General features: G+C 35.5%; 13 protein-coding genes and 1 pseudogene. 11 read left to right on the top strand and 3 right to left on the bottom strand.

The window, feature by feature from the left end; genetic code table 11:
- The first annotated feature begins 28 nt into the window (after nt 1-28).
- The 6 genes and pseudogenes from ACFX5U_RS19480 to ACFX5U_RS19455 all read left to right on the top strand — a co-directional run bounded on the left by ACFX5U_RS19480 (nt 29) and on the right by ACFX5U_RS19455 (nt 4,184).
- Nucleotides 29-1,577, top strand: a pseudogene (locus tag ACFX5U_RS19480) (Do family serine endopeptidase).
- Nucleotides 1,578-1,677: 100 nt separating this feature from the next.
- On the top strand, nt 1,678-2,112 hold the full coding sequence (locus ACFX5U_RS19475; RefSeq protein ID WP_400261799.1) for a low molecular weight protein-tyrosine-phosphatase: 435 nt from the start codon (nt 1,678-1,680) through the stop codon (nt 2,110-2,112).
- Between the two features lie 175 nt (nt 2,113-2,287).
- Complete coding sequence (locus ACFX5U_RS19470; RefSeq protein ID WP_038701185.1) at nt 2,288-2,635, top strand: hypothetical protein; 348 nt, start codon at nt 2,288-2,290, stop codon at nt 2,633-2,635.
- A gap of 9 nt (nt 2,636-2,644) precedes the next feature.
- A complete protein-coding gene (locus ACFX5U_RS19465) occupies nt 2,645-3,175 on the top strand; it encodes a peptidylprolyl isomerase (RefSeq protein ID WP_400261798.1) in 531 nt (176 codons plus the stop codon).
- 7 nt (nt 3,176-3,182) lie between these two features.
- Nucleotides 3,183-3,398, top strand: a complete 216-nt coding sequence (locus ACFX5U_RS19460) for a hypothetical protein (protein ID WP_400261797.1) — start codon at nt 3,183-3,185, stop codon at nt 3,396-3,398.
- Nucleotides 3,399-3,419: 21 nt separating this feature from the next.
- Nucleotides 3,420-4,184: an exodeoxyribonuclease III gene (locus ACFX5U_RS19455; RefSeq protein ID WP_400261796.1), complete on the top strand. Its 765-nt coding sequence runs from the start codon at nt 3,420-3,422 to the stop codon at nt 4,182-4,184.
- A gap of 69 nt (nt 4,185-4,253) precedes the next feature.
- On the opposite strand, the gene ACFX5U_RS19450 is transcribed toward ACFX5U_RS19455, so the two are convergent.
- Nucleotides 4,254-5,318, bottom strand: a complete 1,065-nt coding sequence (locus ACFX5U_RS19450; protein WP_038701179.1) for an Mrp/NBP35 family ATP-binding protein — start codon at nt 5,316-5,318, stop codon at nt 4,254-4,256.
- 144 nt (nt 5,319-5,462) lie between these two features.
- Here ACFX5U_RS19450 and ACFX5U_RS19445 point away from each other — a divergent pair, with 144 nt between their 5' ends.
- Both ACFX5U_RS19445 and hpt read left to right on the top strand, forming a co-directional pair.
- Nucleotides 5,463-7,541, top strand: coding sequence for a transglycosylase domain-containing protein (locus tag ACFX5U_RS19445; RefSeq protein ID WP_400261795.1), 2,079 nt, complete (start codon nt 5,463-5,465; stop codon nt 7,539-7,541).
- The gene (hpt, locus tag ACFX5U_RS19440) at nt 7,541-8,080 is read left to right on the top strand and encodes a hypoxanthine phosphoribosyltransferase (RefSeq protein ID WP_038701175.1); all 540 of its coding nucleotides are present in this window, start codon (nt 7,541-7,543) and stop codon (nt 8,078-8,080) included. The genes ACFX5U_RS19445 and hpt overlap by 1 nt, the downstream gene beginning before the upstream one ends.
- On the opposite strand, the gene ACFX5U_RS19435 is transcribed toward hpt, so the two are convergent.
- A complete protein-coding gene (locus tag ACFX5U_RS19435; protein WP_280565243.1) occupies nt 8,077-8,637 on the bottom strand; it encodes a DNA-3-methyladenine glycosylase I in 561 nt (186 codons plus the stop codon). The two genes, hpt and ACFX5U_RS19435, sit on opposite strands and share 4 nt — an antisense overlap.
- A 109-nt stretch (nt 8,638-8,746) precedes the next feature.
- On the opposite strand from ACFX5U_RS19435, the gene ACFX5U_RS19430 reads away from it, so the two are divergent.
- The 3 genes from ACFX5U_RS19430 (at nt 8,747) to ACFX5U_RS19420 (ending at nt 11,709) form a co-directional block, all read left to right on the top strand.
- Nucleotides 8,747-9,700 carry a DUF4271 domain-containing protein gene (locus ACFX5U_RS19430; RefSeq protein ID WP_400261794.1) on the top strand — a complete coding sequence of 318 codons (954 nt, stop codon included), beginning with the start codon at nt 8,747-8,749 and terminating at the stop codon, nt 9,698-9,700.
- 12 nt (nt 9,701-9,712) lie between these two features.
- A complete protein-coding gene (locus ACFX5U_RS19425; protein ID WP_038701171.1) occupies nt 9,713-10,483 on the top strand; it encodes a uroporphyrinogen-III synthase in 771 nt (256 codons plus the stop codon).
- Nucleotides 10,484-10,842: 359 nt separating this feature from the next.
- Nucleotides 10,843-11,709 (top strand): cupin-like domain-containing protein, encoded by an 867-nt coding sequence (locus tag ACFX5U_RS19420; protein ID WP_400261793.1) that lies wholly within the window; start codon nt 10,843-10,845, stop codon nt 11,707-11,709.
- A 63-nt stretch (nt 11,710-11,772) separates the two neighbouring features.
- On the opposite strand, the gene ACFX5U_RS19415 is transcribed toward ACFX5U_RS19420, so the two are convergent.
- Entirely contained in the window at nt 11,773-14,649 is a 2,877-nt protein-coding gene (locus ACFX5U_RS19415; RefSeq protein ID WP_400261792.1) for a PD-(D/E)XK nuclease family protein, read from the bottom strand.
- Nucleotides 14,650-14,652 lie beyond the last annotated feature (3 nt).

Genomic DNA, 14,652 nt, shown 5'->3' with positions numbered 1-14,652 from the left:
ATTAATAAAAATTTAGAAGTAATAGTTTATGAACAAAGTAAGTTTAACTTTATTAACAGCTGTCTTCGGTGGAGCCATAGCCCTTGGGGGATATAAGCTTTTTGAAAATAAAAAGTTTGAAGGAATGTCTATCGAAGACAAACAAAAAGTATATTTTGCGAACAATCCAACTGGAGTGATTTCCTCAACCGGAAATCCAGATTTTACACAAGCAGCTGCTATTGTGTCTCCAGGGGTAGTTCATATTAAAACAACTTATACAAGAAAGGCATCTCAAGGTGGGGGGGGAGGTTTCTCCATTTGATATGTTCGAAGAGTTTTTTGGCATGCCTCAAGGTCGTGGAGGGCAACAAAGACAGGCTCAACCACTTCAGGCTTCGGGTTCTGGAGTGATTATTTCCGAGGATGGTTACATCGTAACCAATAATCACGTCGTGGAAGATGCAGATAAGATTGATGTCGTATTGACTGATAAACGTTCTTTTGAAGCTAAAGTAATTGGACGTGACCCTAATACTGATTTAGCGCTTCTAAAAGTAACAGCTAAGGGATTACCTATTGTGAAATTGGGAAACTCTGATAATGTTAATATTGGAGAATGGGTATTAGCAGTAGGATATCCATTAGGTCTGCAGTCTACAGTGACAGCAGGTATTGTAAGTGCTAAGGGTCGTCAGATTGGAATTTTGGGCGAAAGCCAACAACAGCCTCGTGGTTATGGCGGTCAGGAACAGCCTATTGCAAATTCGTCGATTGAATCTTTTATTCAAACGGATGCAGTTATCAATAAAGGAAATAGTGGTGGAGCTCTTGTCAATGCACAAGGAGAATTGATCGGGATCAATGCGGCTATTGCTTCGCCTACAGGAGTCTATGCTGGATATGGTTTTGCTATTCCGGTCAACTTGGTTAAAAAGATTGTTGATGATTTTGTTGAGTTTGGAAATGTGAAACGTGGTTTTATCGGAATAACTTTTACAGAAATTACGCCAGAATTAGCGAAAGAAAAAGGCTTAACTGACCTCAATGGTTTATTTGTTCAAGATATCGTAAAAGGTGGTGCTGCTGAGGCTGCTGGAATTCAGAAATCTGATTTAATTACCAAGATCAATGGAAGGGTAATTACTTCATCACCGATTTTGCAAGAAACTATTGGTCGATTACGTCCGGGGGATAAAGTAAAATTGACATTCAAACGTGATGGAAAAGAAAAAGAAGTGAATGTGACTCTGAAAGGAGAAGAAATCAATAAAGTTGCAGATGGAGGAAAGTCTAGTAAAAGCGCTACCGAAATCTACAATAAATTAGGAGCTAGTTTCCTACCTGCTTCTGCAGAGAAGAAAAAAGAATTGGGTATCAATTCAGGTGTAGTGGTAACCCAAGTTAATAAAGGTGGAGTTTTCGAATATTTTGGTGTGGAAAGAGGATTGGTGATAACCGAAGTGAATGGTGTACCTGTTAATAATGTAGACGATATTGAGGCTGCTTTAGCTAGAACAAAACGTAACATTGTGAGTTTAAAAGGTGTTCCAGAACGCGGAAGTACAGTTATTCTTAATGTTCCTATTGAATATTAATAACATTTAGGTTGATTATGAAAGGTGGTTTCGAATTCGGGATCACCTTTTTTGTTTTTATATTAAACTTGTACTTTCAATATTATCGTTATTTTAGAGCATGAAAATTTTAATGGTTTGTTTAGGTAACATTTGTCGGTCTCCATTAGCACATGGTATTTTAGACCATTTAGCTAAAAAAGAAGGTTTAGATTGGACTATTGAGTCGGCAGGAACAGGAGATTGGCATATTGGACAGAGTCCAGATCAGCGATCAATTGCTGTTGCTAAAAAATATGAAGTGGATATATCACAGCAAAAGGCAAAGCATTTTGACTCGAGTTTATTTGCTATTTATGATCATATTTTAGTAATGGATCACCAGAATTATAAGGATGTTTTGAAACAGGCATCTACAGAAGATGAAAAGGCGAAGGTAGCTTTGTTTTTAGTTGATGATGTTGTGCCAGATCCTTATTTTGATGAACGTTTATTTGAACCTGTGTATAAGATGATCGAAAGTCGATGTCAAGAGCTGATTCAAGCTTGGAGATAGCGGTTTATATTAATTACACCATTACTTGATCAAGTTGTTTTTAGACTTGGTGTAGGGCAATATCTAGGTTGTAAGTGTAGGTTTCTATTTGTAAAGATAATTTGAATATAATGTTTTTATATTCAACTTAGATATATTAGTATATAAAATACAATTTATCTAAGTTTGTGTTTATATGAATGCATCAGAAGTAAATAAAAAATGGGTGGTTTTGCAGCATGAGATTGCACAATCATTTGATATGGATTTGCCAGATTTAAAAGTATTTTTATTTTTGATTGGCGTCCAAGAATTGGGAAAGGGACCTCAGACTTTTTCAAAAAGAGAAAAGGAAGAATTGATGCATATTGCCAATTGTCGTCTTTTCAGTGCGATGGGTTTTTATGAGTTGAAGGGATTGGATGAACAGGGATGGCCGCATTGGGAATTGGTTAAGCCTATTCCTAATTATACCATATTAGAACAGGAGCTCATCATCAAATCATTGATTATTGATTATTTTCAAGAGCTAAACGTAATTTAACAAATCGTTATGAAGAGGATTATTTTAAGCGCATTTTTTTGTGCTTTATCAATTACATTGTTTGCAGCAAAACCTGCTTTTAAGTATGTGCGTATTCAGACAGATAAAGGGACTGTTGTTTTGAAACTCTATAACGAGACTCCAAAGCATCGTGATAATTTTGTCAAATTGGTGAAAGAAAATTATTTTGATAGTTTACTTTTTCATCGCGTTATTAACAATTTTATGATTCAAGGTGGAGATCCTGATTCAAAAAATGCCAAACCAGGTCAGCAACTAGGAGAAGGAGGACCAAACTATACGGTTCCTTCAGAAATCCAGTCGGGATTATTTCATAAAAAAGGTACGCTTGGGGCGGCTCGAGATGATAATCCAGCAAAAGCCTCTTCTGCTTCACAGTTTTACATTGTGCAAGGAAAGAAGTTTACAAATGCGGGCTTAGATAGTTTAGAAACGATGCGTATGAAGGGTGTTAAATTTACAGAAGCGCAACGTACAGCCTATACAACTGTAGGCGGAAACTCCGCATTTAGATGGTAATTATACCGTGTTTGGCGAACTTGTGAATGGTATAGAAGTCGTTGATTCTATTGCGGCTGTGAAAACGGATAAAAATGATCGTCCAATAGTGGATGAGCGAATGTATGTTAAGTTATTGACGAAAAGAGAAGCAATTAATTTGGAACGTGAATTAAAAGGGTTAAAACCGAAAAACGGACTATTTACAAAGATTGCCGATATGTTCTCTTCTCGTAATTATTAAGTTCTAAAATAGGAAAGTGTTTTGAAAATAGTTACATATAACGTGAATGGTTTGCGTGCTGCCATTAAGAAAGATTGGTTAGGCTGGTTAAAAGAAGTCAATGCGGATGTTGTCTGCTTGCAAGAAATAAAAGCTACTCCCGATCAGATTCCTGAAATAGCACTATTAGAACAAATGGGCTATGAACATTATTGGTATCCCGCACAGAAGAAAGGATACAGTGGTACAGCCATTTTTACACGGATAACGCCGAAACATGTTGAGTATGGATGTGGTCATGAGGATTATGATTTTGAAGGGCGAATAATTCGTGCAGATTTTGATGATTTATCTATCATGAGTACTTATTTTCCCTCTGGAACTACAGGTGGTATTCGTCAAGATTTTAAATATCGTTTTTTAGCTGATTTTCAAGATTACTCCAATCAGCTGCTACAAGAAAGACCTAATTTGATTGTATGCGGTGATTATAATATCTGTCATCGGGCTATTGATATCCACAATCCAAAATCAAATGCCAACTCTTCTGGGTTTTTACCTGAAGAAAGAGAATGGATGGAGAATTTCATTAATTCTGGCTTTGTAGATTCTTTTCGTCATTTGAATGCCGATCCACATCATTATAGCTGGTGGAGTTATCGTGCGGGAGCGAGATCTCGGAATTTGGGATGGCGTATTGATTACAATATGGTATCATCAGGATTAGCGAGTAGAATTGATTCCGCAGAGATATTAAGCCAAGCAGTACATTCCGACCACTGTCCGGTTGTACTAAACTTGAAATAGTAGTATGTTTAGATATTTAAAAGGCCTTAATTCAACTGAATTAAGGCCTTTTTAAATATCGAGTAAGTTTTAATTACTTGTAGCTTGTATAATTGATAGTTGCTGTGCCACTTTTTCAGCGATAGCAATAAATGCTTTTGTAGTTGGGTCTTCTGCATCTATAGCAATTGGAAAACCGTTATCTCCTGCGTCTGATATACCTTTTAGTAGGGGAATTTCACCTAAAAATGGCATTTTATATTCTTCTGCTAATCTGCTACCCCCACCTTTACCAAATATATAATATTTATTATCCGGTAACTCAGCAGGTGTGAAATACGCCATATTTTCTATAACACCCAACAGTGGAATATTAATTGAATCCATCAAAAACATCCCGATTCCTTTAATCGCATCTGCTAAGGCAACTTGTTGCGGAGTTGTAACAATAACTGCTCCTGCGATTGGGAAGTTTTGGGCAACAGTAATGTGTATATCACCCGTTCCAGGAGGCATGTCGATGATTAAATAATCTAAATCTCCCCAGTCTGTATCATTCAATAATTGTTTGATTGCAGAAGTGGCCATTGGGCCCCTCCATGGAATAGGTTGGTTTGGATCAGTGAAAAAACCAATTGATAATAACTTTATCCCAAACTTTTCTATCGGTTGTATTTTAACCGTACCATCCTCATGTTGAACTGACTGAGGTTTTTCTCCTTCAAGACCAAACATGATAGGAAGAGAAGGTCCATAGATGTCAGCATCTAAAAGTCCAGTTTTCGCTCCTTTTGCATGTAATGATAAGGCTAAATTAGCGGCAACAGTAGATTTTCCTACACCTCCTTTTCCGGAAGAAACGAGAATGATATTTTTAATTCCTGATAATTGATTTCCTTCTTTGCCTAATACATTTGAGGTCATATGGACCTCGACCGTAATGTTTTTGTCAATGAAATGTGCAATAGCATTGCGACATGCATGTTCAATATGGTCTTTAAGTGGACATGCTGGTGTGGTTAAAACTACTTCGAAGGATAGTTTTTGATCTTCAATCACAATATTTTGGATCATATTGAGCGTCACCAAATCTTTTTTTAGATCTGGTTCTTCGACATATGATAAAGCTTCTAGTACTTGTTCTTTGGTTATCATCTGATATATGGATGCATGAATATTAAATGACAAATTTACTGAATGATAAATTAAAACTTGTCATATAGATGTTTTTAATGATATTAAGATTTAATTTTTACATTTGGGTATTCAAAATCGAGAGTCATACGTTTACATTATAATATGTTCAACAATCTTAGCCCCCTACTTCGCTCTAAGAAAATGCGAATCCTATATATCATATTAGGAGTTGTTCTTATTTTTATGGTTGGAGTTGGAGTATTTGCCTATCAAAAAAGAGATGGTTTGTTGCTGTCTGCTATTGGTCAAGCAAAGGAAAAACTTGCGGCTAAGTACAACTTAGACCTTAAGATACAATACTATGCATTTAAGGGCCTATCTTCGGTGCAATTTCAGAATATTATCTTACAACCCAAGGGAGGTGAGCAACTTGCTCATATTCAGGATTTAACAGTCTCTGTCCGTATACTGCCTTTGTTTTTTGGTGATATTAAATTGGGTCAGGTACTCATGGATAATAGTGCTGTTACATTGATTAAAAAAGACTCAACGAGTAATTACGATTTCCTTTTCAAGAAGAACAACCCCGATAGTACAACGAATAAGAAAGCAGAAACCAATTTTGCAGATTTGGCCGACCGTATGCTGAAAAGTGTCTTTTATAAGATTCCAAAGGATATGGATATGAAAAATTTTGAAATATCCTATCAAGATGATAGCACATCGCAACGTATATTGATTCCTGAAGCAGAAATTTCTGGTGGAGATTTGAAGACTAAATTTTTACTCAATGAGCACGAAGCGGTTTGGAATTTAGAGGGTATTGTCAATCCAGATGATAAAGAACTTTATCTCCGTTTGTTTTCTGATATCAAGGATATTGAACTGCCGTTATTGCGACGAAAATTCGGATTAAAAGCTAGTTTTGACGCGATATCATTTCGTTTAAATAAAGTTGATAGGAAGAATAAAGAATTATTATCGCTGTCTGGCGAATGGGGCTTTGAGAATCTGAAACTTAATCACTGGCGTATTTCAGATAAGGACGTTCTATTCCCTGAGGGATTAATGAGTGGGACGTTAAATATCGGGAAGACCTCTTTTGAAATTGATAAGGAAAGTAAGGTCAAAGTCAAGGATTTTGAATTTAGTCCATATGTGAAATATGTTCATAAGCCAGAACAGCTGCTAGAACTTGCTATTCATACGGATCGTATTGAAGCCCAAAAGTTTTTTGATGCTATTCCGCAGGGGTTATTTCATTCTTTGGAAGGAATACGTGTTTCGGGACATATGCAATATGATTTAAATTTTGCATTGAATTTTAAGAAACCAGACGATATCGTATTTACTTCGAAAATGGAAGATCAAGACTTGAAAGTCGAACAATGGGGGAATGCGAATATAGCGGAATTGAATAAACCATTTACTTATATCGCCTATGAAGATGGAAAACCCATGCGTACAATTGTATTGGGGACTCAAAATAAAGACTTTACCCCATTAGATCAGATTTCAAGATATATGCAGATTTCTTTGATAAACACAGAGGATCCTTTCTTTTTTGCGCATAATGGTTTTCAGGAGGAGGCTTTTCGATTATCCATAGCGACAAATCTAAAGGAGAAGAAGTTTAAGCGTGGAGCAAGCACGATATCAATGCAATTGGTGAAAAATGTGTTTTTGAATCGAAATAAAACTGTGGTTCGAAAAGTAGAAGAGATTATTGTAGTTTGGTTAATGGAGTCTTCTAAGCAAGTAAGTAAGAAGCGACTCTACGAGGTGTATTTGAATGTGATTGAGTGGGGAAAGAATGTGTATGGAATAACTGAGGCTGCGCGATACTATTTTGGGAAAAAGCCAGCAGATTTAAATTTGGGAGAGAGTATTTTTCTATCCAGTATTGTTCCTAGACCTAAAACCGGATTGTACTCTTTTGACTGGACGGGGCATCTCAAACCTAATATGATGCGCTATTTTAATACTTATGGTAGTATTATGGTGAAAACAGGACAGATAGGAGTTGATTCAACTGTATCGAATTACGGTTTTTATCAAGTTGAATTAGTACCTCATCTTCGATCTGCAAGACCAGCATTTGTCGATACAACGAACTCAGATGTATTGGATATAGAAGATAGGGATGATGAGTTTTTAAATATAAATGAAACAACGGAGAACCATAAACGTTCTGTCTTTGATAAATTATTGGGACGAAATAAAGAAGAAGAGGGTAAGTAATGAAACGAGTACAGATTGATAACTTACATTTTGAATTGATGATTGATGAAAATCAGATTCAAAAACGTATACGTTTGATTGGAGTTGATATCAATCATCGTTATGAGAAGAAGAATCCTGTGTTTATTGGGGTTTTAAATGGCTGCTTCATGTTTATGAGCGACCTGTTAAAACAGGTCGTTATTCCGTGTGAGATGTCATTTATAAAGTTGGCCTCCTATCAGGGTACCAACCAGGGAGAGGTAAATGAGCTCATTGGATTGGGTATAGATCTCGAAGGAAGGGATGTTATTATTGTTGAAGACATTGTCGATTCTGGAAAATCGTTAAACTATACAATTGAAGTTATAGAGAAACAGTTACCTGCAAGTGTAGTCGTCTGTACCTTATTATTAAAGCCTGAATGTTTACAATATGATTTTGAAAACATTCAGTATGTTGGTTTTGAAATTGAAAAGGAATTCGTGGTAGGTTATGGTATGGATTATAATGGCCTTGGTAGAAATATTTCGGACATTTATAAAAATGTTCCATTTTAATTCCGGAAGGTACAGCTGTTGAGGTGGTCATTGACCATTCCTACGGCCTGCATATAGGCATAACAAATCGTGGAACCAAAGAATTTTATTCCTCTCTTCTTTAAATCTTTAGCAATTAAATCGGACTCTAAAGATGTTATAGCAGCATCTTTTTGAGTTATGATATTGTTTTCGATTGGCTGTTGATTAGGCATAAAACGATATAGGTATTGGTAGAAGCTGCCAAATTCTTCCTGAATCTGGATGAAAATCTGTGCATTCGTTATAGTAGTCTCAATCTTCCTTCGATGACGAACAACGGTAGTATTTGTTAAGATATGCTCAACGTCTTCTGCAGTGAATTTAGCGACAGCCTGCACATCAAAATCTGCGAAAGCTAACCGGTATTGTTCTCTTCTTTTTAATATGGTAATCCAACTTAATCCAGCTTGTGCGGATTCCAAAATAAGGAATTCAAAAAGAGTTTTATCATCTTTTACCTGTTTACCCCATTCTAAATCATGATATTCCACATATATCGGATCATTCCCACACCATAAGCATCTTGTTGTCAACATCGGCTATTATTTAATTTTTGATAAAGTTAAGAAAAGCATTTGTAATGTTTTTTTCAAAGCCGATTTTTATCCTAACTTTACATTTCTAAAGGTTTTTAAAGTGATGCAGGTGAAGTTAAGCTACATTATTCAATTTGTTTTTTTCTTTTTTATGTCGTTTGCACATCATGCAAGAGGCCAAGATTTGATTGATTCGATAGGCGTCATTTCTAAGGACTCTATTACGGTCTTAGATACTTTAGCACTATCTATGGTCCCCAAAGGTCAAGAGCTGTTACATCCCTCCCTAGCTAAGCCACATCGGATCTTGGATGTCGTAGGAGACGATATTATACTTCATAACTTGAATTCCTATGCGGTCACGCAATATTTTTTAGAGAATGACTTAACAGGGAAGGATAAAGTACATGTTGGTATAGTGAAGTATGAGCGAAAACGGTGGGTGCTATTTACTAGTTTATTTCTTTTCCTCGCATTTGCGATTGTCCGGTTTTTCTTTTCTTCTGACGTAAAATTAATTGTTTCGGCCTATTTCAATGAACGTATTATTGTGCAGGTGAGTAAAGAGGATACCATATTAACGTCTTGGCCATTTATATTCCTCTATTTACTCTTTTCTTTAGCGCTCAGTCTTTTCGTCTGTATATTCTACGCTTATATCTTACAACGCTTTGACTTTTTGTCATTTACCAATTACTTAAAAGTCTCAGCAATAATTGCAATTATATTTGCTTTGAAAATAGGATTTATCCGATTTATTGCATTTGTGTTCGAAATACAGCGATTAGTGAAGGAATATGTTACAATCTTATATTTAATTTACTTTAATTCATTGTTATTTTTACTTCCTATTGTTCTTGTAGTAAGTTTGGTTTCGATAGATTATCTACCTTATATCTTCACTTTTACCGTATTTATAGGTGTATTACTGTTTTCCTATCGATTTCTTAGAACAGCTTTGAATGTTGTTACACAACAGCAGTTTTCAGTTTTTTATTTAATTTTGTATCTTTGCTGCCTAGAAATAGCACCGATTTTAATTTTAGTGCGACTACTAAGCTAATTAAAAGATAATATGCAAACTTCCGACGTAGAAAGAACGAAAAAGGTAAAGAGTATATTGGTAACCTTGCCAAAACCTGAAAATGATAAGTCTCCATATGCTGCATTAGCGCAGAAATATAATTTGAAACTTGATTTTAGAGGTTTCATCCACGTAGAGGGTGTTCCAGCCCGTGATGTTAGAAAAGATAAAGTTAATCTTGCTGATTTTACGGCTGTAATTTTTACAAGCAGAAATGCTGTAGATCATTTCTTTAGAGTTTGTGAAGAAATGCGATTTGAGGTCTCATCTGAAATGAAATATTTTTGTATCTCAGAGACTATTGCTTTATATCTTCAAAAGTATATTCAATATCGTAAGCGAAAAATTTTCTTTGGAAAACAGACGGCTAAAGATTTGGAAGATGTGCTTAAAAAACATAAGGATGAGAATTTTTTGTTTCCTTGTTCAGATGTAGCGAATGAAGAGACTAGTAATTGGTTAAAAGATAATGGTTATAAATTTGCACCTGCAGTTCTATTCAAGACTGTGGTTAGTGATTTGTCAGATCTGAAAGACGTTTTCTATGATATCATTGTTTTCTTTAGCCCTTCTAGCGTTCAGTCTTTATATGAAAATTTCCCTGATTTTAATCAAAATCAAACTCGGATTGCTGCGTTTGGAACAAGTACCCAACAAGCTTTGTTGGAACATGGTTTAGTTTTAGACATTCCTGCGCCTACACCAAAAGCTCCGAGTATGACCATGGCAGTTGAAGAATATATTAAGATAGTCAATAAATAGACTGTTTTATTATCTTTAACCGTCTATTTTCCTGTTTGGAATAGTTGCCTTTTTATACGTAACTTGAGGAGGATAAATAAAGCCAAAAGCATACATGTCGGTTGAACGATTAGAGGGTTTTTGCTAAGAATTCATTAAGGAGTAAAAATCGTTAATAAACTGTTAATAAGGTTTTTACTCTTTGAAAATAAAATAACAAAATAAGGCTAAATGAATTATCTCATTTAGTTATTTAGAATATTTCTACTAACTTATGTGCTAAATTAGTACTTTAGCAGGAGTGATTGTTTTAATCACAGCATAAGTTTAAGTAGAAATATTTTTTTTAAGTTTGTAGTAGTTGTAAAAACAGATAGCTTGTGAAATTAAAACCAGTTGATAGTATCTCAGGAATAGCTCCAAAAGAATTTGTAAAAGATTACTTAAAAAAAGGTCAGCCTGTAATTATTAAAGACTTTATAAGTAAGGATAGTGCATGTTGGCATAAATGGAGTTACGATTATTTTAAGGAAATTGCAGGGCAAGAGCAAGTGGATGTGTATGGGCGTGAAGAAAATTCTCAAAATCATGCAGCAAGTCCTCCTGTTGGGAAAATGACTTTGGCAGAATACTTAGATAAAATAAGTGCAGAACCTACCGAGCTACGGTTGTTCCTTTTTAATCTACTGAAGATTAGACCAGAACTAAAAAAGGATATCATTTATAACGATGTGACCGGTGGTAAAGTGATTCAATGGTTGCCTTATTTATTTTTTGGAGGTGAGGGGTCAGCAACACGAAATCACTTTGATATTGATATGTCGCATGTATTTATATCACAGTTTCAGGGGTCTAAGCGGATTTGGTTATTTCCGAATGATCAATCTGATTTATTGTATAAATTACCCTATAATTTTCACAGCATAGCCAATCCTAAAAATAGTACCGAAGTAGACTACCCTGGGTTGAAGTTTATAGAAGGTTATGAGGCTGTAATAAATCCTGGAGACACTTTATATATGCCTGCAGGTTGGTGGCATTATATTCAATATGATACGGAAGGTTATTCTATTTCAGTTCGTGCACTAGCAAATACGTTCTCTGAAAAACTAATGGGTGCACGTAATCTTTTTATAACGCGTTATTTTGATGATGCTATGCGTAGAATTTTTAAAAAGAAATGGCTCGATTTTAAGATTGAGATGGCGAAAAAAAGAGCGCAAAAAGCAATTAGAAAAAGAAATTAGTTCATATTTATGATAATAAAAAAGCTCCGTCCGATAAGGCGGAGCTTTTTTATTATCATAAATTTACTCTTCGTCGTCTTCGTTTATTGCATTTTTATAAAATAGGATATAAGGATCCGAATCGTATATCTTTGCCTTTGGATCATGTTTAAAAGGAACATCAGGGTTGAATATTTCTTCCAGTGTGGTTTTTAAGAATGTAATAAATTCTTTTTTTACTTCAACCAAGTATTCCGTTTCCAGAATTTCTGATTTTGCATAAAATAAAGTGCCTTCTTCTCGCATTTTTCTAACGACATAGAGATTAGGTTCTATCCCTATTCTACCTGTTACTTGTTCATATACATAGGTGTAAAATAATGTTTGAACTAGGGCTTTGTTTTCCGTGTTTTTGATAAATACCTTATCCAAAGATTTAAAATTAACTTCGTCCGCTCCCGTTTTGTAATCAACAATACGTGTTTTGATTGTCTTATCTTTTAATAGTACTTCATCTATTCGATCAATAATACCATAAATGCTCACATTTTCTTCTTTTCCTTGTATTTCAATCGGGAAGTTGATGACATAATCCTGATCATTTTCCAATTCTATAATTTTGATGCCTATAAAGTGATTGATATCGTGTTGAATTAGTAACCTGATATACTCGGAAGCAATTTTGTGCATGATGCGCTGTAGACTATTTAATGTACTTAGTCCTGTTCCTTCCAGTTGATACAATTCGATAATTTCGGAGATAATCAAGGTATCTACTTTTGCTAATGACTTTTCCAATTCCCGAATCGGTACAAATTGTTCTGCACCCTTGAATGGTAAATATACCTTTTCCATCACGTTGTGGATGACCGTTCCTAAATTATTCATCTCAAACTCTTGGGAGATACTTGGCGGTTCTTTGATCTCTGCCACGTATTTCAAAAAGAATTGTAATGGAGATTGTAAATAGGTTGTAAGTGCTGAAGCTGAAATTTTCTTCTTATTATCGATGTAGTCCAATCGTAATTTATCCCAAACTTTTCCTTTTTTTTCGATTATCAATTCTTCTTGATCGGGCAAAAATGTGATATTCTGTTGTTGGTTGTGTTTTAAAAATTTGAAATTACTTTCAAACTCCAGTTGTTTGATAAAACGGCTTTCTTCACCAGAGGAACTGTCGCTAACGATGCCATTGTAAAGGAGGTGAATTTCTTCACTGTATTGGAAGTGTCGGTAGAATAAGTAGGCTGAAAGGGCATCTTGATTTTCTAGAATTGGAAGTCCATAGGCCTGTCTTAGTGAATTTGGGATGAACGTCGGGGAACTTGATGTTTTGGGTAAAATACCCTCATTTGCACCTAATACATAGACATGGTCAAAATTCAGACAACGACTTTCTAAGAGACCCATAATCTGAAGCCCCTCGAGGGGATTACCCTCGATAGCCGAATTGATATTGGCAATCGCCTTACTGATTAAACCCAGTTGAAATGGTAAACTGAGTGGCTGTAGGGATTCTAAGCCTAAATTAAGTTGATTTAAGGTCTTTCTCACTTCAATCAGCAAGTTGCTGTCAATCTGTTTTATCCTGTCCTCTTGGGCCAGATTTGCCAATAGATTGTCAATGATATGAATCAATAGGACAATGGTCTCCTCTATTCGCGTGATGGGATGAAAGAAGTGCGCTAGACTAGAACTTTTAAAGGAAAGCTCTTTGATATCCACTTCAAAAAGTTGCTTTTCTGTTATTAATTTTTGAATAGCCAGTTTCTCCTCCTTCGAAACGTTGGTCAAGGGATGATTGAAAAATGTTTCAATCAACGTATAAGGAATTTTTGTTTTTTTCTGATGGGTGATGAGGTGCTGCACTTCCATCCACAATTCGATAATACCATAAATGGGTGACTGTGTCAGAGGAAAGCCAGTTGTAATATTAGGTTTTACATTAGGGAGACTTTGTAATAAAGAAACTAATAAAGATTCATCGGCTAGTAGGATAGCAGAAGATTTACCCTCTTTTTCATTATTTTCTAAAATCTCATGTAGAAGTTTTGTTTGTGATACATTGCCTGTCGCAGAGTAGAGGTTCACTTCCGATTCTCGATTCCCGATTACATTTGGACGCTCTCCCAATGCATTTGCTAAAGCCGTTTGAAAGATATTGCGACGAATGAACAGACCTGCCTCCTGCTGTTTATCTTCCAAATAATAGGCGTCAGCATCAAAATAGAAAAGTGCCAAGCCTTGTTCTTGCCATTTTTTAAATAATGTAGCTTCTACTTTGCTCAGAGCGTTAAAACCGACAAAGATGATTTTTTTATACTGTTTGTAGAATTCTTGCTTCTTTGCCTTTCCATCAACGATATCGCGATAGATGGTCGGCATATTTGTCATTTTATTTGCTATTAATTCTTCCTTAAAAGCACGATATAAGAGGGGAAGGCGACGCCATAGTTTTAGAAAGCGTTCTTGTACGGCAGAATGGCCCGCTATAGAAAAAGATTGCCAAAATTGACGGATAAAATCCTGTTGTTCGGACGTGAAATGTTGGAATTGTAAATCAATTTGTGTGTTATCAAACAATTCCATAAAGATTTCGTCTATGTCAACGAGGTCGTAGTCAATCTGTGAGAAATCACTTAATATAGTTTCTGCGATGGGGTAAAATTCTTCTAGCGTTTCTGCTTCGTGCCCTTCCTTTGCCAATAAGTCATTATGTAAATGGTATAGTATGAAAAACTGCGCAATAGGAGTTGCTTCCGATAAATTGGTAGACAGTCGAAAAAATTCTTGAATGGTGAAGAATTGAGGCGACCAAATTGCCTGCCCATACACAGTTGCTAGATGTTGTTTCAGATAGGTTATAGGCCTTTTATTGTTGAATATAATAGCAGTTTCATGTAAATCTTCTCCAAAACGATTTTTTAAATCGATAGCGACGTCTTTTAAAAATGGATTCATTTC

The organism is Sphingobacterium sp. SG20118 (assembly GCF_044740685.1).
Classification (GTDB): Bacteria; Bacteroidota; Bacteroidia; order Sphingobacteriales; family Sphingobacteriaceae; genus Sphingobacterium.
Note: the sequence above shows the minus strand (reverse complement) of the source record. Positions and strands in the feature narration are given on the sequence as shown.

Excerpts from the sequence above, each read along its gene's own strand:
- ACFX5U_RS19470 (WP_038701185.1), top strand. The coding sequence starts at position 2,288 with ATGAATGCATCAGAAGTAAATAAAAAATGGGTGGTTTTGCAGCATGAG.
- ACFX5U_RS19435 (WP_280565243.1), bottom strand. The coding sequence starts at position 8,637 with ATGTTGACAACAAGATGCTTATGGTGTGGGAATGATCCGATATATGTG.
- ACFX5U_RS19475 (WP_400261799.1), top strand. The coding sequence starts at position 1,678 with ATGAAAATTTTAATGGTTTGTTTAGGTAACATTTGTCGGTCTCCATTA.
- ACFX5U_RS19450 (WP_038701179.1), bottom strand. The coding sequence starts at position 5,318 with ATGATAACCAAAGAACAAGTACTAGAAGCTTTATCATATGTCGAAGAA.
- ACFX5U_RS19465 (WP_400261798.1), top strand. The coding sequence starts at position 2,645 with ATGAAGAGGATTATTTTAAGCGCATTTTTTTGTGCTTTATCAATTACA.
- ACFX5U_RS19415 (WP_400261792.1), bottom strand. The coding sequence starts at position 14,649 with ATGAATCCATTTTTAAAAGACGTCGCTATCGATTTAAAAAATCGTTTT.
- ACFX5U_RS19425 (WP_038701171.1), top strand. The coding sequence starts at position 9,713 with ATGCAAACTTCCGACGTAGAAAGAACGAAAAAGGTAAAGAGTATATTG.
- hpt (WP_038701175.1), top strand. The coding sequence starts at position 7,541 with ATGAAACGAGTACAGATTGATAACTTACATTTTGAATTGATGATTGAT.
- ACFX5U_RS19445 (WP_400261795.1), top strand. The coding sequence starts at position 5,463 with ATGTTCAACAATCTTAGCCCCCTACTTCGCTCTAAGAAAATGCGAATC.